Origin of the sequence: Cryobacterium frigoriphilum (assembly GCF_004403305.1) — a bacterium.
GTDB classification, from domain to species: Bacteria; Actinomycetota; Actinomycetes; order Actinomycetales; family Microbacteriaceae; genus Cryobacterium; species Cryobacterium frigoriphilum.
The window spans coordinates 15638-34421 of the sequence record NZ_SOHE01000069.1 but is presented as its reverse complement, the minus strand read 5'-3'; the positions used below and the strand labels follow the sequence as shown (position 1 = coordinate 34421).

The window sequence follows — 18784 nt, the reverse complement described above, 5'->3', positions numbered from 1 at the left end:
AGTTCACCGCCGATGCGCGGTGCCCGGCTGGCCGGCGGGTTCTTTCTGTTCGGCGATCCAGGCTCGCACATCGGAGATCGCGAACCGGAGGTGCTTGCCGAAGCGGAAAGCCGCCGGCCCGTGTCCGTGCACACGCCAGTCGTAGATCGTGGCGACCGGCACGCCCAGGTAAGCCGACAGTTCGGCAATGCTGATCAGAGCGTCGAGCCCCCACGCTTCGGGAGAGATCGACGGTGGAGTGGACAAGAGTTCGTCGTGAGTAGTCATACTCCTGAGGTGCGCCGATGGCGCCCAACCGACAAAGGAAAACCGGAACGAACCTGTTCACGGCCCCAGAGACGGCCGTTTCGGGGCGGTCTGAGCGGGGTTTAACGTGAGTTTGCGGTAGCAACATTTCTTTACCAACCTAAAAAGTCTCGGAAACCCTTGAGTTTCCGAGACTTTTGGTCGGGCTGACAGGATTTGAACCTGCGACCCCCTGACCCCCAGTCAGGTGCGCTACCAAGCTGCGCTACAGCCCGTGACTTCTTGCTGTGATTCAGAATCGAACCCGCAGAAGGCAACTAGATTAGCTTAGTGCCTCCGGGGAGCTGCTGCGTGCACAGTGCCCCGATTGACCGGTCAGACTGCGAATCCAACCGGTCAGTCGTCACCTCAGGCCTGGGCCCGGGCCGCTCGCATAATGGTTTGCACCGTGAACAACTGCTGCCGAACGGCGTCATGGAACGCGACCGATTGCTGAACCGCTTGCGGAAAGATCTGACCGAGCGCCAGCATCCGCTGCACGACGCCGTTCGGATCTGTACGTACGGCGTCGGCGTCGCCGATGGTCGCCTGCAACAGCTCGGCCAGCGGGTCGTCGAGGATGGTGTCACCGCCGATGGTGGAGGCGACGTAGGTGATCCACGCGGCAACCGCGAGCGCGAGGCCCTCGGGCGTTTCACCCTGCTGCAGGCGATCCTGAACAGAACCCAGAATACGGTTGGGCAGCTTCTGCGACCCGTCCATAGCCACCTGACGGGTCGTGTGCGGCAGGTTGGGATTGCCGAACCGCTTCAGCACGCTGTCCCGATAGACCGCGAGGTCCATCCCGACAGGCGTGACGAGCGTGGGCAGAATGTCCTCGTCAATGACCCGCCGAGCGAGGTCGCGCAGCATCGGGTTCGTCATTGCCTGGGCGATCGTGGAGTGACCGCAAAGTGCGCCGAGGTAGGCCAGCAGCGAGTGGGTCGCGTTCAGGATGCGCAATTTGGCCCGCTCATAAGGCGCCACATCGCTCGTGAGAATTGCGCCGACCTGCTCCCAGCGCGGCCGCGGACCGGCGAACCGGTCTTCGATCACCCACTGCTTGAAGGGCTCGGCGACCACGAGTGCGTCGTCGCGCAGCCCGAGCAGACCGCCCTCGAGCTGCCGGTCGGCCTCCGTCGTGGCGGGCGCGATGCGGTCCACCATGGTCGACGGAAAGGTGACGGATGCCGCGAGCCACGCCAGGAGGTCATCCCGCGCCGCGGCCTGGCCCCGACCCACTGCGGCCACAAACGAGGTCACCAACCGGTGTGTGATGGTTCCGTTGTCGACGAGGTTGTCACACGGCAGCACCGTGAACGGCTCACCGCCCTGCCGAAAGCGCCGAGCGAGGCCCCTCACCAGCAGTCCGAGCGGCGAGATCGAGGCCGGCAGGCCGGCCTCCCCCGCGATCTCACGTTCCAGTAACGCGACGTCGTGTTGCACCACGGGCAGGGACAGGTTCAGGTCGCCGTCGGCCCCGCGCAGGTACCCTTTCTCGGTGATCGTCAGGGTGGCGATGTGCGTGCTGGGCCGGGCCAGCATCTCGATGACCTTCTCGCTGTCCCGACCCGGCCACGCGACATCGCGCACGGCGCCCACAATGCGCAGGGCCGGGGCATCCGCCCCCTTTTCGAGCACCCCATAGAGGCAATTCTGGGGTTGAAGCTGCTCAACGACCGCCTCTGACCTGCCAGTCACCCCGAGGATCCCCCAGCTGGTCTGCCCGGTCGCCGCCATCGCATCCTCAGTGAAGACGGCCTGGTGCGCCCGGTGAAAGGCCCCGATGCCAAAATGCACGATGCCAATCGAGATCAACGCCGGGCCGATCGGCGGCAGGTCAACGTCGGCGCCGACGGATGCCGCGGCCAGCGTGGCTGTGGCCAGCCGCGCGGACTGCGGCGGGTCGGGCTGTGACGTGAGGGGGATCAATGTTGCTGTCATGTGCTTTCTCCTAAAAGACCGGCGGGTGAGGGTGTGCGCGTGACGCGTCAGTCGTCCCGGGAGTCCTTCACCTGCGCCACCAGCTGGGTTGGGTTGATGAAGCGCAGCGCGATGATCAGGATCAGCAGCATCAGCGCGGTATAGATGACGCCCATCGAGGAGATGAGCTGGCGCGATTCTCCGCCGCCGGCGCTCGTCATGGCCCGGTAGATGGCCACCACGAGGGTGTCCGAGGTGGGCCCGGAGACCAAAAAGGTGAGGTCGAACATTCCAACAGTTCGCACCAGCACGAGGATGCTCGCGGCCAGGATTCCGGGGATCAACAGTGGCGCCAGCACCCGGGTGAAGACCTGATACATGTTCGCGCCGCACATTTTCGCCGCATTCTCGATGGCCGGGTTGATCTGCTCGATGAACGGCGTCATCGTGATGATCACGAACGGCACCGACGGCACCAGGTTCACCAGGATCACGGCCAGCACCGTGCGGCCGAGCCCCATGTTGTACATGACGGTCGCCAGCGGAATACCGAAGGTGATCGGCGGAATCAGGATCGGCAGCAGGAAGAGCAGCATGACGAGCTTCTTGCCGGGAAAATTGCTGCGGGCCAGCACATACGAGGCCGGCACCCCGATCACGACCGAGATCACGATGACGGAGAACGCGACAAGCAGCGTGACGCCAATGATGTGCGTCAGGTTGAAGCGTTCCCAGCTCTCCTGATACCAACCGAGGGTGAAGTTCTCCGGCAGCCAGGTGCTGAACCAGGGTTTGCCGAGGGAGTCGACCAGCACGCTGAGAACGATGCCGAACAGAAAGACGAAGAACGCCGCAATGCCGAACCAGACGAACCAGGTGCTCGGCGAGGCGACGAGCGACTTCTCGCCCGGGGCCAGCTTGCCCTTGTTGCGGTTCTTGACGATGTTGACCACCTCGGTGGGTGGGGCCGTGCGCGTACGTAGTGAGTTGGACATCAGCCCTTACCTCCCGTTGAACCCTTATAGAGGAAGGAGCGGCCCAAGAACACGAACGCGATCACGATGAGTTCCACCACCCCCATCATGATGGCGATCGTCGAAGCCATGCTGTAGTCCAACTGCTCCGAGAACGCGCGGTAGGCCATCAGCGCCAGCACCCGGGTGTCACCCGAGGCATCACCAACGAGGCGAGCCGAGGGAAAGACGCTGAAGGCGAGCACGAAGGTCAAAATGAACGTCGTCGCGAGCCCGGGAGCCAGCAGCGGCAGGGTGACGCGCCGAAAGCGCTGCTTCCAGTTGGCGCCGAGTGTCTTTGCCGCCGCCTCGAGCGACGGATCGATGCCCGACAGGTACGAGGAGATCAGCAGGTAGGCGAACGGAAAACCCGAGATGATGAGCGACAGCATCACACCGATGTAGTTGTTGACCAGCTGCAACGGCTGGTCGATGATGCCGTTCTCCATCAGAAAACGGTTGAGCCAGCCCTGACGGCCGGCGAAGATCAGCAGGCCCTGCGCGGTCAACACGGTGCCGAGCGTGATCGGCAGCACCAGCAGAGTCTGCAGCATCCGCTTGCCGCGAAACTTGTTGCGCAGTTTGAAGGCGATGGGAATGGAGACCAGCACGTTGAACAGCGCCGCCGGCAAGGCCAGGCGCAGCGTGAGCCAGACCGAGTCGAAGATGAACGCGTCGCGGAAGAAGGCGACGTAGTTCGCGAAGAAGCCGCCGCCCCACTGTTCCTGCGTCGCGGCGAGGGGCTGGAAGGTGAGCCCGATGCCGTAGGCGAAGGGGTAGACGAACAGCAATAGCGCGAACACGATCGCGGGTACCAGTAGCAGCAGCTTGGTATCTATGCCCCGTTCCGCGAGTCGGTGTTTGAGGCTGGCGGAACCGGCGGTACGGTTCGCCGTCGTGGTCGCGGACGTCACGATCGTGCCCCGGCGAGTTCCCGTCGAGTGCCGGTCTTCTCGAGGCTGCTGCGATAGATCAAGGCCCGCGCGGGATCGACGGACAGCTGCACCGTCGATCCCGGCAGCAGTGCGGTGTACGCGTGCACGAAGAGGTTCTGGCCGGCCGTGGTCGTGGTCTCCACCGCGAACTCGCGGCCCTGGTATTCGACCACGTTGACGGTGGCTTCAATGGTCTCCCTGCCCTGCGGCGACTCGCCGGGGGCCAGTACGACCAGGTCGGAGGGACGGATGGCGACGCGCACGGTCTCGCCGACGGCCGCGGTCTGCGCGAGGGTCGCCATGATCGAAATGCCATGGCCAGACACCCGGGCGAGCGAGCCCGACACGGAGGCGACGGTGAGGTCGACGATATTGCGGTAGCCCATGAAGTCGGCGACGTGCCAGTTGCTCGGGTTGTTGTGGAGCTCTTCGGGGGTGCCGATCTGCTGCACCTGCCCTTCGCGCAGCACGACGAGCCGGTCGGCCAGCGAGAGGGCTTCCTCCTGATCGTGCGTGACGTAGATGGTCGTCAGTCCGAGCGACTGATGCAGACGCCGGATCTCGGTGCGCATCTCGAGGCGCAGTTTCGCGTCAAGGTTGGACAGCGGCTCGTCCATCAACACCAGGCGGGGTTCGAGCACCACGGCGCGGGCGATGGCCACGCGCTGCTGCTGACCGCCGGAGAGCTGTCCGGGCAGTTTTTTGGCCTGTTCCTGCAGCTTGACCAGGGCGAGGCCGTCGGCCACCCGGCGAGTGATCTCGGCCTTGGGCAGGTTGCGCATCTGCAGCCCGAAAGCGATATTCTTCTCCACCGACAGGTGCGGGAAGAGCGCATAGTTTTGAAAGACCATGCCGAAGTCGCGCTTCTCCGAGGGGAGAATGTCGACGCGCTTGCCGTCGATCAGGATCTCGCCGTGGGTGAGCGGCAGCAGGCCGGCGAGGCAGTTGAGGGCGGTGGATTTGCCGCAACCCGACGGTCCGAGCAGGGCGATGAATTCGCCGGCCCGAACCGTCAGGTTCAGGTCGACCAAGGCATTGTGGCCGCCGAAACTGCGTCCGACGTTCTTCAGCTCGAGGGTCTCGAATGTATTAGTCGACGATGCCATTGGTCAGTTCACCTCAAATTTGCCGGTACCGATTTCGCGGTCCCAGATGTCGAACGCCTCAACGAGGGCGTCGGGTGCGAGCGGAGTCGCTTTGGGCATCTCCTCGATCAGGTCGTCATACCAGTCACGGCCGAACTCGGCGATGACGTCCTGGCTGGCCTGCGGGGCCATGTCCAGCGTCGCGCCTTCGATGGCCGGGCCCGGGTAGAAGTAGCCGGTGTCATACGCCATGGCGTTGGTCTCCGGTGTGAGGATGTCCTGCAGGAGCAGCAGGATGGCGCTCATCTTGTCGGCGGTCTGGCCGACGGGAACGACGGCATAGTGGGCATCCGTCACCCAGGTGAAGTCGTCAAAGGGGGCGGCTTCGATACTGGCCGGCTCTTTGGCCGTGGCGCGCGGTTCAATATCCCAGCCGGTGGTGGTCGGGATCATGGCCCAGGTGCCGTCAGCCATGTTGGAAATGACCTGGCCCGTTCCCGTCGGGTAGTTGGTGATGTTGAGGCCCAGCTCGCCGAGGAAGGCCCAGGTCTTGTCCCAGCCCTCGACCGGGTCGGTGGGGTCCTCATCCCCGAGGATGTACGGCAGGCCTTGCAGAAACGTACGGCCGGGGCCGGAGTTGGCCGGGCGGGCGTAGCCGAATTTGCCGGGGTTCGCCTGTGCCCAAGTAAGCAGTTCCTCGGGTGTGCCGGGGACATCCGTCACGACGTCGGGGTTGTACTGCAGCAGCGGGCCGGACGGGTAGTAGGTGGTCACGACGCCGTAGCCCTCGGCCAGTTCCTGCATGTTGGCGGCCGGTTCGATGTAGTCGGCCTGGTTGCTGAGGCGGTCTTCGTAGTCGGTGACGATGGGCACCCAGAGATCCTGGCCGATGCCGGCCGCGAGGCCATCTGTGCCGGTCATCACCAAGTCGATCGAGAGGCTGCCGCTGTCGACCTGCGGTTTGATGGAGCCGACCAGGTCGGGCGCGCCGGCGCTCTCCCAGGTGACGGCGGAGATGATGTCGGGGTTCGCCGCGACGAAGGCGTCGACCATGGGGCCGGTCAGCTTCTGGTTGCCGGCGACGTCGAGGATGTTGAGAGTGACGGGGGCGGAGGGCTTGTCGGGCACATCGGCCGCGTCGGAGACCGGAACGGCCGGAGCTGCCCCGGAATTCGGCGCTGTGCAGCCGGTGAGTGCCAGTGCGGCCACGGCGAAAGCGGCCGTGACATACGTACGTTTCGTAACTCGCATATCGTTGTCATTCCTTCTGTGTTCCCCAAACGTCGGTGTTTGGAAGTCTGTGTGTGCGTGATCGCACGCGGATGCGCCACGGCGGGGCGGCCCGAAGGCCGGCCACAGGTGCTGCGCGAGGGCAAAGGCCGCAGCGGCGGCTAACTCGGCTGAGCCGGTGGCGCCGTGGATTGTCGAACGACGAGTTCGACCGGGATCTCCTGAATCGCAGGCCGCGGGCTCGTGCGGGCCAGAACCGTGTCGAGAAGAGCATCCACGCTCGCCCTACCCATCTGGATCCGTGGAAAGTCCACGGTGGTCAGGTTCGGCCAGACCAGGGCGGAGACCGGCACGTTATCGAATCCGGTGACGCTGATATCGGCCGGTACCTGCAGCCCGCGCTGGCGGAGCCGCTCTATGACGCCCAAGGCGACCAGGTCATTGAAGGCCACGATGGCCGTGGCGCCGCTCGCGACCGCGAGGTCGGCCGCCTGCATGCCGCCGGAGAAGAATGGAGGAAAGTTTCCGAGTTCGATGAGGTCGACGTGATCGGCTTCGGCAGCGAAGGTTTGCAGTGCGAGGGTGCGTTCGCGGTTTGACCACGAGGTGACCGGGCCGGCCACATAGGCGATGCGCCGGTGACCGAGCGCGATGAGGTGCCGCATCACGGCCCGCGCGCCTCCGCCGTTGTCGAAGGTGATCGACGGGATGCCGGGCAAAGCGCGGTTCACGAGCACGAGCGGGCCATCCTGAGCGGCCTGCTGCAGCGCGGCGTCGGTGCTGCGGGCGGAGCAGATGATGACGCCGTCGACCTGTTTGGTCAGGTTGCGCACGGCTTCGTCTTCGAGCGAGGGATCCTCGTCGGTGTCAGCGATAAAAACGGAGTAGCCGGCGGCGCGGGCCCGGGCCTGCACGCCCTTGCAGATCGAACCGAAGAACGGGTTCTCGAGGTCGGGCACGACCAGACCGATGCTGCTGGTGCGCCCGGTGACCAGCCCGCGCGCTGCCCGGTTGGCGCGGTACCCCATGGAGCGGGCGGTCTCCTCGACCAGCAGGCGGGTCGACGCTGAGACCTTGTCGGGTGAGGCCAAAGCCCGGGAGACGGTGGAGATGGAGACTCCGGCTACGTGAGCTACGTCGCGAATTGTTACGACCATCTTGAACACCACCCCGTGTCTGGAACAGCGACCGCGCCGCTGTTTCTCGTCGGCAAGCACTGCTGCGGGCCGTGGTCCTATTCTGCAAACGTTTGCACTGAGATGTCAAGTCACAGATCAATCACGACGAATCCCGGCTCAGTCACCCGCGGGTCACCGCTCGCGCTGAGCATGATTACGTGCATATAGTGGATCTCAACGCATCGGCTCGCTCGGTCCGGGTGCAAGAACGGCACTGCAACAACATTCAATTTTGTTTCAACGAGGAGGCAGAAGATGGCTGAACAGCCACGGGCACTTCACACAGCATGGACGCTTCATCCGGATCGGGCTTTGCCCACCGAACCGACGCAGCGCGCAATCGCCCGGGAGATCTACTCGAGCATTCGGACTCTGCCGATCATTTCCATGCACGGGCACATCGATGCGGGGGCGATCCGGCGTAATGACGCCTTCGGCGACCCTGCCGAGCTGTTCATCATTCCCGACCACTATCTGGTTCGCATGCTGGTGTCCCAGGGCTACCGCAACAGCGATCTGGGCGTGCAGCCGCGTGACGGCGCCTCCGGCAGCCTCGTCGCCGAGACCGACCACCGGCTGATCTGGCGGCGGTTTGCCGAGAACTGGAAGCTCTATCGCGGCACCCCGACGCGGTACTGGATGGAACACGAACTCGTCGAGGTCTTCGGCATCACGCAGGAGCCATCCGCGGCGAGCGCAGACGCGATCTACGACCAGCTGAGCGCCACCCTGGCCGAGCCGGATTTCCGCATCCGCGCGCTCTTCGATCGATTCAATATCGAAATTCTCAGCACGACGGATGCACCGGATTCCGACCTCGCCGAGCACGCGGCGCTGGCCGCGGAGGGGTGGGGCGAGCGGGTCGTGCCGACGTTCCGGCCCGACGGCGTCTTCTACCCGGACCGCGTCACCTGGCGCGCCGCCATTCGGGCACTCGGCGCCCGGTGTGGCCGTGACATCACCTCGTATCGGGGATTTCTCGAGGCACTGCAGGAGCGGCGGTTCGCGTTCGTTGCGGCCGGAGCTCGGGCCACCGACCACGGCCATCTGACGGCCAATACGACTCCACTTGATGCGGCGGATGCCGAACGCATCTTTCAGCAGGCCCTCACCGGCCCGGTCGACGCCACAACCGGCGAAGCCTTCGCCGCAAACATGCTCTTCGAGAGCGCGCGAATGTCGATGGAAGACGGCCTGGTGATGCAACTGCACCCGGGCGTGCAGCGGGACCACTCGGCGGCGATTCGTGACGGCTACGGGCCCGACAACGGCTTCGACATACCGCGCCCAGTGGAGTTCACCCGTGCGTTGCAGCCGCTGCTCACGGCCTTCGGACTCGATCCCCGCTTTCGGTTGATCCTGTTCACCATCGATGAAACCGTGTACTCGCGGGAACTGGCACCGATCGCCGGCGCGTACCCCACGGTGCGACTCGGAGCACCATGGTGGTTTCTCGACTCCCCCGGCGGCATGGCCCGTTTTCGGGAGCTCGTCACCGAGACCGCCGGGTTTTACAACACCAGCGGATTCGTCGACGATACCCGGGCCTTCGCCTCGATTCCCGCACGCCACGATCTGGCCAGGCGAGTGGATGCCGGCTACCTCGCCAAGCTCGTCGGCGAACATCGCCTCACTCTCGATGAGGCTACCGAGACCGCCATCGATCTGGCGTACAACCTTCCCCTCACCGCCTACGCCCGTCGCGGCGCAGTCGCACCGGCAGCGACGCCGGCGCGCACCCAAGCAGAAAGTACAGCACTATGACGGTCATCACCCACGCCGAGGTCTTCGTCACCAGCCCCGGACGCAACTTTGTCACGCTCAAGATCACGACCTCTGACGGCATCACCGGCCTCGGCGACGCAACGCTTAATGGCCGCGAACTCTCGGTCGTCGCCTACCTGCAGGAACACGTCGTGCCATTGCTGATCGGCCGCGATCCGCAGGCGATCGAGGACACGTGGCAGTACCTGTACCGCGGCGCCTACTGGCGCCGCGGACCAGTGACGATGGCCGCGATCTCCGCGGTTGACGTGGCCTTGTGGGACATCAAGGGCAAGGTGACCGGGCAGCCGGTCTATCAGCTGCTCGGCGGCGCATCCCGCACCGGAGCCCTTGCCTATGGCCACGCCTCTGGGTCGGATTTACCCTCGTTGTTCACGTCGATTCGCAACCACCTCGACCAGGGGTTCAAGGCGATTCGCGTGCAGACCGGCGTGCCAGGGCTCGGCCAGGTGTACGGCGTTGCGACTAACCAGAAGCCCGGTGAACGCTATGACTACGAGCCGGCCAAGCGAACATCCGTTCCGACCGAAGAGGAATGGGACAGCCGGGCCTACCTGCGCCACATTCCGACCATCTTCGCCGCGGTGCGCGAGGAGTTTGGCTACGACATTCCCCTGCTGCACGATGGCCACCACCGTCTAACACCGAACGAGGCGGCCATTCTGGGCAAGTCACTCGAACCGTACGATCTGTTCTGGCTCGAGGATTGCACGCCGGGCGAGAACCAGGAGTCGCTGCGTCGGGTGCGCGCCCAAACGACCACCCCGCTGGCCATCGGCGAGGTCTTCAACACCGTGCACGACTACCAGACCCTCATCACCGAACAGCTGATCGACTACGTGCGCAGCGCAGTCACTCACACCGGCGGCATCAGCGCGCTCAGAAAGATCATGGATTTCGCTGCGATCTACCAGATCAAGTCGGGTTTTCACGGCCCGACGGATATTTCGCCGGTCGGTCAGGCAGCGGCGCTGCACCTCGACCTGGCAATCCATAACTTCGGCATTCAGGAGTATATGAAGCACTCCGGCGACACCCTGCAGGTGTTCCAGACCAGCTACACCTTCGAGAACGGGCTGCTGCACCCGGGGGATAACCCCGGACTCGGTGTCGAATACGACGAGGAACTGGCGGCGACCTTCGCGTACACACCCGCCTACCTGCCGGTCAACCGGCTGCAGCGTGACGGCACCATGCACGACTGGTAACCCCACGCTGATCGAAACGGGCCCGGCGCGAGTGCGCCGGGCCCGTTGTGCGCTGTCGGCTCAGGTGACCGTGCCGAATTGCCACGGCACGAATTCCTCCTGGCCTACGCCGAGTTCTTCGCTCACGGTCTGCTCTCCCGAGGCCACGCGAATGATCATCTCGAAGATTTCGGTGCCGACCTCGTCGAGAGTGGCGGTACCGTCGACGATTCGGCCGGCGTTCAGGTCCATGTCATCCGGCATGCGATTGTAGGTCTCGGAGTTGGTGGCGACCTTAATCGACGGGGTTGGTTTGGCCCCGAACACCGATCCGCGCCCGGTCGTGAAGACAACGACCGTGGCACCGCCGGCGATCAGCCCGGTGACCGATACCGGGTCGTAACCGGGCGTATCCATGAAGACGAGGCCGCGGTCGGTGATCTTCTCGGCGTACCCATACACCGCGGCGAGGTCGGCCTGGCCGGCCTTCGCGACGGCACCGAGGGATTTTTCGAGGATGGTGGTCAGCCCACCGGCCTTGTTGCCGGGCGACGGGTTGTTGTCGAGGCTGCCGCCGCCCTGCGCGGCATAGCCCTGCCACCAGTCCAGGCGATCGAGAAGTTGCTGGCCCACCGCCGCGCTCACGGCACGGCTGGTGAGCAGGTGCTCGGCCCCGAAGACCTCAGGCGTTTCTGCCAGAACGGATGTGCCGCCGTACGACACGAGACGGTCGGACGCGATTCCGAGGGCCGGGTTCGCGGTGATGCCAGAGAACCCGTCGGAGCCGCCGCAGTTCAGGCCCAGAATCAGCTCGGATACCGGGGCAGGCTCCCGCTGACGAGAATTCAGTTCGGGTAGCATCGCGCGGATGCGAGCCACTCCCTCCTTGACCGTGGCGCGCACGCCGCCCTCACCCTGAATATTCATGGTCGAGACGATCGTGTCGGCTGGCAGGCCGTGCCCGGCGACGAGGGCGTCGACGGGAACCATCTCACAGCCCAGGCCAACGACGAGCATGCCGCCGAAGTTCGGGTGGGCGGCGTAGCCGCGCAGGGTGCGCATGAGGGTCTGGGCGCCGTCGCTGGTCGGAACCAGGCCGCATCCGCTCTGATGCGTCAACGCCATCACCCCGTCGACGTTCTCGAACTCGTCGAGGGCACCGCCGCGAAACGCGTCGGCAATGAGGTTGGCGGCGGTCGCCGAGCAGTTGACCGAGGTTAGGATGCCGACATAGTTGCGGGTGCCCACTCGCCCGTCGGCGCGCGGGTACCCGAGAAAGGTAGGAACTGGTCCGGTCGGCGCGACGAGGGCGGTGCGCTGGGTGCCAAATTCGTGGGCACGATCGGCGTCGTCCATGCCGAGATTGTGGGAATGCACGTGGTCGCCGGCGGCGATCGGCGCGGTGGCGAGGCCGATCGACTGCCCGTACTTGTGAACCCGGCCGTCCACCGCAATCGGCGCCAGTGCGAATTTGTGGCTGCGGGGTATGTCGCCGGTCAGCACCAGGAATGGAGCAGCGGAACCGGCACCGGGCACTGATCCAGACTGGGTGACAGTCTCAATGCCCGGTTCGAGATCAAGTTCGATCATCGTACCGGCGGCCAACGGACGCAAGGCGATGGCCACCTCGTCCCGCTCACTCAGGTGCAGGGCGACGTTGCTCAATTTCACTGTGGGGGGCATCTGGCGGGATCCTCAGGGCTGCGATAGGGTCAATGTAAACGTTTTCATTGTCTATTCTCGATGTTTCAGGCGGGCGGGTCAAGGTGACCACAACAATCCGGCAGGTCGCCGCGGCGGCCGGAGTATCTCTGGCCACGGCGTCGCGGGCGCTCAGCGGCTCCCCCGCCGTGGTCGAATCCACCCGCAAACGCGTGCAGCAGGCCGCCGACGACCTCGACTACAACCCGAGCCGGCTCGGCCGCAGCCTCGTGACCGGCTCGACCGGCAACATCGGCCTGATCTTTCCCGACATCTCCAACCCGTTCTACACCCAGTTTCTCGCCGAACTGGAATCGGTCGTGGCCGCCCGCGATATCGGAATCCTGATCGGCGACGCCCACGAAGACAGTCACCGCGAGGCCAGTCTGCTGCGTCAGATGGTGACCCAGGTCGACAGTCTGGTGCTCGTCTCCAGCCGCATGACGGATGCCCAGATCACCGCCGCGGCCGTCCGCCTGCCGGTGGTCCTTGCCAATCGAAGACTTGCACCCGGTAGCATCGTGCCCGAGCTGCTGAGCCAGATCGTGATCGACGTGGAACCCGGCTTTAGCGCGGCGGTCGATCATCTCTACGCGCTGGGGCATCGCCGCTTGACGTATTTGGACGGGCCCGCGCGATCCTGGTCGGCGCGCGAAAAGCGCGCGTCCCTCACTCGTGCCTGCGCTCGGCTCGGCGTCGACCTATCGATCGTGCCCGTCGAGAAACCCGACTTTGAATCGGGACGTCAGGTCGCCCGACATCTCGACCCGAATACGACGGTCGTGGTCGCCTTCAACGACCAGGTCGCCCTCGGTGTGCTGTCCACCTGCCGGGATCGCGGAATCGTCGTGCCCGTGAACATGAGCGTCGTCGGATGCGACGATTCACTGCCCATCGGTCTGGCCTGGCCCGCGCTGACCACGATCGACAGCTCGTCGCGCTCTCTGGGTGCGCTCGCGGCGCAGGCGGTACTGAACCCGGCGGTTCACCGTACCGGGAGCGTACCGACCCGGTTAGTCGTGCGGGAGTCGACCGGCCCTGCCCGGCCATCCATGGTCTGACAAGCGCCGTGGGGCGTCACTTGTGGATAGCGTGCCCAGGCGCGGTGTGTGGGCAACCCGGGCCCATTTGTCGTCGTTCGTCACCAACAAAGGAGTTTTTGTGACTACATCTGTTTCTCTCGCCCGCTCCGTGCCCTCGAGCACGCTGCGCGCGACCCCGATCATCGCGGTACTGCGCGCCCAGAACGCGCGCCAGTACGAGCCGGTCGTGCGGGTGCTCGTGGAAAACGGCATCCGCTCGATTGAGCTGACGCTGAGCACGCCCGACACGTTTGAGCATCTCGCTGCGCTGCAGTCGGGGTTCGGCTCGGAGGTCGAAATGGGCATCGGCACCATCGTGAACGTCGACCAGGCCCAGCGCGCAATCGACGCCGGCGCGAGCTACCTCGTGACACCGATCGTGAATCTGGAGGTGATCGCCCTTGCGGTACGTTCGGGCATCCCGGTGTTTCCGGGCGGCCTGACGCCGACGGAGCTGTTCTCTGCCTGGGCCGCCGGCGCAACGGCCGTGAAGATCTTTCCGGCCGAGACCGTCGGCCCCCAGTTCGGCGGCCACCTGCGCGGGCCGTTCCCCGACCTGCAATTCATTCCCTCGGGCGGCATCGGCCTCGGTGACATTTCGGACTGGCTCGCTGCCGGTGCCACGGCGGTAAGTCTGGGCGGTCCACTCATCGGTGATGCCCTGATGGGCGGTTCCCTCAAACTTCTCGCCGAACGCGCCCGGCGCGTGACCGAACTGGCGGCCGAGGCCCGCCGCCGGTCGTGACGAGCCAGGCCGGATCACCGGCGTACGTCGTCACCCTCGGCGAGACAATGGCCCTGATGAGCAGCAACACCGAGGGCCCCTTGCAGCACGCGCGGTCGATGGCACTCGGCATCGGCGGCGCCGAGAGCAATGTCGCGATCGCCCTGGCACGACTCGGAACCCCCATCACGTGGATAGGCCGAGTCGGCGATGACTCCCTCGGCGACCTCGTGCTGCGGGAGATCCGTGCCGAGGGCGTCCAGGTGATCGGCATCCGCGACCCCGAAGCCCCCACCGGAATGATGGTGAAGGAGCGCCGCACCCATAGCGAGACCCGGGTTTGGTACTACCGCCGAGGCAATGCCGGATCGCGGCTTACCGCCGACGACATCGATCCCGCACTCATTCAGAATGCGTCTCTGTTGCACCTGACCGGAATCACTCCCGCCTTGTCGGCAAGCGCCGCGGAGGCGACATTCGAGGCCCTCCGAATCGCGAAGGCAGCGGGCGTGACCGTATCTTTCGACCTCAACTTTCGCGGGAAACTCTGGTCGCGGGAACAGGCACGGCAGGTCTACCGGCGCATTCTGCCCGACGTCGACCTCGTCTTCGCCGGGGATGACGAAGCATCCATCGCGGTGGGTGAAGCGGATGCTCCGATCACCCTGGCGCACCGGCTCATCGACGCGGGAGCCGGACAGTCCGTCGTCAAACTCGGAGAACACGGTGCCGTCGCTGTCGTGGACGGCGTCGAGTACCAGCGGGACGCGATCCGCATCCGTCCGACCGACACCGTCGGAGCCGGTGACGGGTTCGTCGCCGGATATCTGGCCGACTACCTGCTCGGGGCCGACGTGCCCACCCGACTGACGACGGCGGTCTCCGTGGGGGCCTACGCCTGCCTCGTGCCCGGCGACTGGGAAGGGATGCCACGCCGAAGCGAGCTCGCGGGGCTCACCGCGCGCGAGCCGGTCAGCCGCTGACCCCCGGGGGTTGGGCCGCGAGGCACGAGCGGTCGAACCAAGCAGGCGGCGCGCTGCGCCCGCCCGCTGGTTGAGCCGCGAGGCACGAGCGGTCGAAACCACGCGAGACAATCTCAAGACTGCGGGAGGCCGCCCCCTCCCGCAGCCCGAAGTCCGGCCCACTCGGTTTCGACCAGCGCGCTGCGCGCGCAGGCTCAACCAGCGGATGTCCGGGGTGGGTTAGAGGGTGAGGCGGGCCTTCAGCGCGGCAAGGTCGGTGGCGATGGCGGCGGCATCCGCTTCGAAGGCGGTGTCATCGACGTCGGGCAGACGGAAGAGCGTGAAAATTACTTCGCTGCCCGAACCATTGGCGATCACGCGCAGGGGGTTCGCGAAGGTCTCCCCCGTGGGCAGGGTGACGTAGTGATCGAGGATTCCGAACTCGTTCGCCGGCGTGAACTCGATCGTGACGGCGCCCATCGGCGACTGCGTGGTCCAGACTCCGTCGAGAAGCGCGATCGAGTCACTCACACCCGCAGCCCAGAGCGGCAGGTTGGCGGGATTGCTCGCGAAGGAGTAGACATCATGCGGGGCGCGTGCAATCGCCATGGAAATGTGGCGCGTGGGATTCAAAGGCATACGCGCAACGCTACGCGCCATACGCCTTCGAAATTACTGAGAACGATTGTTCATTGCATAAATAGATTGCAATATGTTTATGAAACTGGTTGTCTGTAGCCATGGGAATTGATCGCGGCATCGCCGAGGCGGCCGAACTGTTCAAAGCACTGGCCTCCACGTCACGCCTCACGATCATGCGAGTACTGAGCGAATCACCGGCAACGGTGACTGAGCTGGTGCTGGCAACCGGACAGTCACAGCCCCTCGTGTCGCAGCACCTCAAGGTGCTGCGCACCGCCGGGGTCGTGATTGTGACCCGGTCGGGCCGGGAAGCCACCTACGCGATCGCCGACCAGCATGTCGCCCACGTGGTCGAGGACGCCATCAACCACGTTCTCGAGGCTTCGGATCCCGACTCCCCTGAGACCACATCAACACACTCGCACTAAAGGAGCACCACATGACCCTCATCGACGTTCACGCCGAGCATTCCGTCACCGAGCACGAGCACGGCGAGGCCTGCGGCCACCAGGCCGTGAGCCACGACGGTCACACCGACTACGTGCACGGCACGCACCACCACTCCCTGCACGAGGGCCACTACGACGAGCACGAGTCCGCGGCCGAGCACGCTCCGGCCGACCACGAGCACGGCGCCGCCTGTGGCCACGAGGCCGTTGCCCACGACGACCACACGGACTACCTGCACGACGGCCACAAGCACGCCCTGCACGAAGGCCACTACGACGAGCACTAAGCCGCTCGCCTGACCGACGAGGCCGCTGGTTCTGGAAACAGAACCGGCGGCCTCTGTCCGTTAACGCGAACAGCCCCGCCTTCCGGTCAGGGAAGGCGGGGCTGTTAGACGGGCTGGCCTAGCGCTTGCGCTTCTCGCGCACGCGCATCGACAGGTTGATCGGGCTTCCCTCGAAGCCGTAGATCTCTCGCAGACGACGCTGAATGTAGCGACGGTAACCCGGGTCGAGGAACCCGGTGGTGAAGACCACGAACGTCGGCGGCCGGCTGGAGGCCTGCGTGCCGAACAGGATGCGCGGCTGCTTGCCACTGCGCACGGGGTGCGGGTGCGCCGCGGCGAGCTCGGCCAGGAAGGCGTTGAACTTGCCGGTGGCGATGCGGGTATCCCACGACTCGAGCGCGAGCTCAAGGGCCGGAACGAGCTTCTCCATGTGACGACCGGTCTTGGCCGAAATGTTCACGCGCGGGGCCCAGGCCACGTGGGCCAGGTCCTGCTCGATCTCACGCTCGAGATAGCGGCGACGGTCGTCGTCGATCATGTCCCACTTGTTGAAGGCGAGAACGAGCGCACGGCCCGACTCGATCACGAGGTCGATGACACGGATGTCCTGCTCGCTGATGACCTCGGTGACGTCGAGCAGCACAACGGCGACCTCGGCCTTTTCGAGGGCTGCACTGGTGCGCAGCGAGGCGTAGAAGTCGGCGCCCTGGGCGAGGTGCACACGACGACGGATGCCGGCGGTGTCGACGAAACGCCAGACCTTGCCGCCGAGCTCGACCTGCTCGTCGACCGGGTCGCGGGTCGTGCCGGCGAGCTCGTTGACAACAACGCGCTCCTCGCCCACGACCTTGTTCAGCAGGCTGGACTTGCCCACGTTCGGGCGCCCGAGGATAGCAACGCGACGCGGGCCGCCCACCTCCTGCTTGGCAACGGCCGACACGTGCGGAAGAATTTCAAGAATCGCGTCGAGCAGGTCGGCGACACCGCGACCGTGCAGCGCGGAAACCGGCCAGGGCTGGCCGAGGCCGAGCGCCCACAGGCTGGCCGCTTCAGGCTCCTGGCGCACATCGTCGACCTTGTTGGCGATGACGAAGACGGGCTTGCCGCTCTTACGCAGCAGACGAACGACGGCCTCATCGGTCGAGGTCGGGCCCACGTTGGAGTCGACGACGAACATGACGAGGTCGGAGAGCTCGATGGCGAGTTCGGCCTGCATGGCGACGGAGCGGTCGATGCCCTTGGCGTCGGGCTCCCAGCCGCCGGTGTCGACGAGGCTGAAGTGACGCTCGCCCCACTCGCCCTTGTACGTGACGCGGTCACGGGTGACGCCGGGGGTGTCTTCAACGACCGCTTCGCGGCGGCCGAGGATACGGTTCACGAGCGCGGACTTACCCACGTTCGGGCGGCCAACGATAGCGATGACCGGCAGCGCCGGCAGGTACTGAATCGCGTCGGGGTCGTCGGTGACGTTCGAGAGAACGTCGAGGTCTTCGTCGTCGAGTTCGTACTCGTCGAGGCCGGTGCGCAGCGCGGTCGAACGCCGCGTGGCCAGTTCCTCGTCGAGGTTGGCGAGTCGTTCCGCCAGCTCGGTATCGAGCGCTGTGCTCGTGTCGTCGTATTCGTTACTCATGCAATGCCCGCTTCGTGCGTGTGTTGATGACGTCGATGACCGCTTGAATGGTCTGCTCAAAGTCAAGATGGGTGGAATCGACGGTTATCACACCGTCTGCGGCGCTCATAAAGTCGACAACCTGGGAGTCTGCGCGATCTCGCGATCGCAGCTGTTCTGCCACGGTTTCGGCCGACTGGGTTGTAATTTCCGCGGAGCGTCTATCCATTCTAGCCTGCTCGGACGCCGTGAGCAGAATGCGCACCTCTGCCTCGGGCGCGACGACGGTCGTGATGTCGCGCCCCTCGATGATCACACCGGGGCGATCCACGTTCGTGGCCAGGCTCTGGAACAGATCGGTGAGCTGGCTGCGTACGGCCGGAATGCGGGCGACCGCGCTGACCGCGGCGCTGACCTCGGGTGAGCGGATGGCGTCGGTCACGTCGGTCTGCCCCACCCGCACGTAGTACTCGTCGGGGTCGGTACCGATGGAGTAGTCGAACTCCGGCAGCAGCCGGCGCACGGCATCCGCATCGCTCGTATCAATTTCACGTTCGATGTTGAACCAGGCGAACGCCCGATAGGCGGCGCCGGTGTCGAGGTAGGCGAAACCGAGACGCCGGGCGGCGGCGCGGCTCACGCTGGACTTGCCGCTTCCGGCCGGCCCGTCGATCGCGACGAGGGTGGGGAGGGTGTGTCGGCCCATG

The 18784-nt window shown here is 65.3% G+C and carries 18 protein-coding genes and 1 tRNA gene; 7 read left to right on the top strand and 12 right to left on the bottom strand.

Annotated elements, in window-relative coordinates; translation table 11 throughout:
- Positions 1-3 precede the first annotated feature (3 nt).
- From E3T55_RS16050 to E3T55_RS16015, 8 genes are all read right to left on the bottom strand, one after another.
- Positions 4-267, bottom strand: coding sequence for a helix-turn-helix transcriptional regulator (locus E3T55_RS16050; protein ID WP_134520565.1), 264 nt, complete (start codon positions 265-267; stop codon positions 4-6).
- Positions 268-444: 177 nt separating this feature from the next.
- Positions 445-521, bottom strand: a tRNA-Pro gene (locus tag E3T55_RS16045).
- A gap of 133 nt (positions 522-654) precedes the next feature.
- Positions 655-2229: a mannitol dehydrogenase family protein gene (locus E3T55_RS16040; protein ID WP_134520564.1), complete on the bottom strand. Its 1575-nt coding sequence runs from the start codon at positions 2227-2229 to the stop codon at positions 655-657.
- 47 nt (positions 2230-2276) lie between these two features.
- On the bottom strand, positions 2277-3203 hold the full coding sequence (locus tag E3T55_RS16035; RefSeq protein WP_134520563.1) for an ABC transporter permease: 927 nt from the start codon (positions 3201-3203) through the stop codon (positions 2277-2279).
- A complete protein-coding gene (locus E3T55_RS16030) occupies positions 3203-4135 on the bottom strand; it encodes an ABC transporter permease (protein ID WP_241993102.1) in 933 nt (310 codons plus the stop codon). The genes E3T55_RS16035 and E3T55_RS16030 overlap by 1 nt, the downstream gene beginning before the upstream one ends.
- Complete coding sequence (locus E3T55_RS16025) at positions 4132-5262, bottom strand: ABC transporter ATP-binding protein (protein WP_134520561.1); 1131 nt, start codon at positions 5260-5262, stop codon at positions 4132-4134. The genes E3T55_RS16030 and E3T55_RS16025 overlap by 4 nt, the downstream gene beginning before the upstream one ends.
- 3 nt (positions 5263-5265) lie before the next feature.
- On the bottom strand, positions 5266-6492 hold the full coding sequence (locus E3T55_RS16020) for an extracellular solute-binding protein (RefSeq protein WP_134520560.1): 1227 nt from the start codon (positions 6490-6492) through the stop codon (positions 5266-5268).
- Between the two features lie 140 nt (positions 6493-6632).
- A complete protein-coding gene (locus E3T55_RS16015) occupies positions 6633-7628 on the bottom strand; it encodes a LacI family DNA-binding transcriptional regulator (RefSeq protein WP_134520559.1) in 996 nt (331 codons plus the stop codon).
- A 276-nt stretch (positions 7629-7904) separates the two neighbouring features.
- Here E3T55_RS16015 and uxaC point away from each other — a divergent pair, with 276 nt between their 5' ends.
- Together uxaC and manD are read left to right on the top strand one after the other, a co-directional pair.
- Positions 7905-9413, top strand: coding sequence for a glucuronate isomerase (gene uxaC, locus E3T55_RS16010; protein WP_134520558.1), 1509 nt, complete (start codon positions 7905-7907; stop codon positions 9411-9413).
- Positions 9410-10642: a D-mannonate dehydratase ManD gene (gene manD / locus E3T55_RS16005; RefSeq protein WP_134520557.1), complete on the top strand. Its 1233-nt coding sequence runs from the start codon at positions 9410-9412 to the stop codon at positions 10640-10642. The genes uxaC and manD overlap by 4 nt, the downstream gene beginning before the upstream one ends.
- Positions 10643-10702: 60 nt before the next feature.
- Here manD and E3T55_RS16000 read toward each other — a convergent pair whose 3' ends face one another.
- Complete coding sequence (locus E3T55_RS16000) at positions 10703-12304, bottom strand: UxaA family hydrolase (RefSeq protein ID WP_134520556.1); 1602 nt, start codon at positions 12302-12304, stop codon at positions 10703-10705.
- An 83-nt stretch (positions 12305-12387) separates the two neighbouring features.
- Here E3T55_RS16000 and E3T55_RS15995 point away from each other — a divergent pair, with 83 nt between their 5' ends.
- The 3 genes from E3T55_RS15995 (at position 12388) to E3T55_RS15985 (ending at position 15111) form a co-directional block, all read left to right on the top strand.
- Positions 12388-13383: a LacI family DNA-binding transcriptional regulator gene (locus E3T55_RS15995; RefSeq protein WP_166791811.1), complete on the top strand. Its 996-nt coding sequence runs from the start codon at positions 12388-12390 to the stop codon at positions 13381-13383.
- A 100-nt stretch (positions 13384-13483) separates the two neighbouring features.
- Entirely contained in the window at positions 13484-14149 is a 666-nt protein-coding gene (locus E3T55_RS15990; protein ID WP_198418587.1) for a bifunctional 4-hydroxy-2-oxoglutarate aldolase/2-dehydro-3-deoxy-phosphogluconate aldolase, read from the top strand.
- Entirely contained in the window at positions 14146-15111 is a 966-nt protein-coding gene (locus E3T55_RS15985; protein WP_241993101.1) for a sugar kinase, read from the top strand. The genes E3T55_RS15990 and E3T55_RS15985 overlap by 4 nt, the downstream gene beginning before the upstream one ends.
- A gap of 219 nt (positions 15112-15330) precedes the next feature.
- Here E3T55_RS15985 and E3T55_RS15980 read toward each other — a convergent pair whose 3' ends face one another.
- Positions 15331-15699: an SRPBCC family protein gene (locus E3T55_RS15980; protein WP_198418586.1), complete on the bottom strand. Its 369-nt coding sequence runs from the start codon at positions 15697-15699 to the stop codon at positions 15331-15333.
- A 131-nt stretch (positions 15700-15830) separates the two neighbouring features.
- Here E3T55_RS15980 and E3T55_RS15975 point away from each other — a divergent pair, with 131 nt between their 5' ends.
- Together E3T55_RS15975 and E3T55_RS20850 are read left to right on the top strand one after the other, a co-directional pair.
- The gene (locus tag E3T55_RS15975) at positions 15831-16160 is read left to right on the top strand and encodes an ArsR/SmtB family transcription factor (RefSeq protein ID WP_134520553.1); all 330 of its coding nucleotides are present in this window, start codon (positions 15831-15833) and stop codon (positions 16158-16160) included.
- Between the two features lie 11 nt (positions 16161-16171).
- Positions 16172-16468, top strand: a complete 297-nt coding sequence (locus E3T55_RS20850; RefSeq protein WP_134520552.1) for a hypothetical protein — start codon at positions 16172-16174, stop codon at positions 16466-16468.
- Positions 16469-16586: 118 nt separating this feature from the next.
- On the opposite strand, the gene der is transcribed toward E3T55_RS20850, so the two are convergent.
- Positions 16587-18098: a ribosome biogenesis GTPase Der gene (gene der / locus E3T55_RS15965; protein ID WP_134520551.1), complete on the bottom strand. Its 1512-nt coding sequence runs from the start codon at positions 18096-18098 to the stop codon at positions 16587-16589.
- Positions 18091-18783, bottom strand: coding sequence for a (d)CMP kinase (gene cmk, locus E3T55_RS15960; RefSeq protein WP_134520550.1), 693 nt, complete (start codon positions 18781-18783; stop codon positions 18091-18093). The genes der and cmk overlap by 8 nt, the downstream gene beginning before the upstream one ends.
- Between the last annotated feature and the right edge of the window lies 1 nt (position 18784).

Coding starts and splice junctions, on each gene's coding strand:
- E3T55_RS16020 (WP_134520560.1), bottom strand. CDS start 6,492: ATGCGAGTTACGAAACGTACGTATGTCACGGCCGCTTTCGCCGTGGCC.
- E3T55_RS15975 (WP_134520553.1), top strand. CDS start 15,831: ATGGGAATTGATCGCGGCATCGCCGAGGCGGCCGAACTGTTCAAAGCA.
- E3T55_RS16015 (WP_134520559.1), bottom strand. CDS start 7,628: ATGGTCGTAACAATTCGCGACGTAGCTCACGTAGCCGGAGTCTCCATC.
- E3T55_RS16035 (WP_134520563.1), bottom strand. CDS start 3,203: ATGTCCAACTCACTACGTACGCGCACGGCCCCACCCACCGAGGTGGTC.
- E3T55_RS16040 (WP_134520564.1), bottom strand. CDS start 2,229: ATGACAGCAACATTGATCCCCCTCACGTCACAGCCCGACCCGCCGCAG.
- der (WP_134520551.1), bottom strand. CDS start 18,098: ATGAGTAACGAATACGACGACACGAGCACAGCGCTCGATACCGAGCTG.
- E3T55_RS16000 (WP_134520556.1), bottom strand. CDS start 12,304: ATGCCCCCCACAGTGAAATTGAGCAACGTCGCCCTGCACCTGAGTGAG.
- E3T55_RS16025 (WP_134520561.1), bottom strand. CDS start 5,262: ATGGCATCGTCGACTAATACATTCGAGACCCTCGAGCTGAAGAACGTC.
- manD (WP_134520557.1), top strand. CDS start 9,410: ATGACGGTCATCACCCACGCCGAGGTCTTCGTCACCAGCCCCGGACGC.
- cmk (WP_134520550.1), bottom strand. CDS start 18,783: ATGGGCCGACACACCCTCCCCACCCTCGTCGCGATCGACGGGCCGGCC.
- E3T55_RS16050 (WP_134520565.1), bottom strand. CDS start 267: ATGACTACTCACGACGAACTCTTGTCCACTCCACCGTCGATCTCTCCC.
- uxaC (WP_134520558.1), top strand. CDS start 7,905: ATGGCTGAACAGCCACGGGCACTTCACACAGCATGGACGCTTCATCCG.
- E3T55_RS15980 (WP_198418586.1), bottom strand. CDS start 15,699: ATGGCGATTGCACGCGCCCCGCATGATGTCTACTCCTTCGCGAGCAAT.
- E3T55_RS20850 (WP_134520552.1), top strand. CDS start 16,172: ATGACCCTCATCGACGTTCACGCCGAGCATTCCGTCACCGAGCACGAG.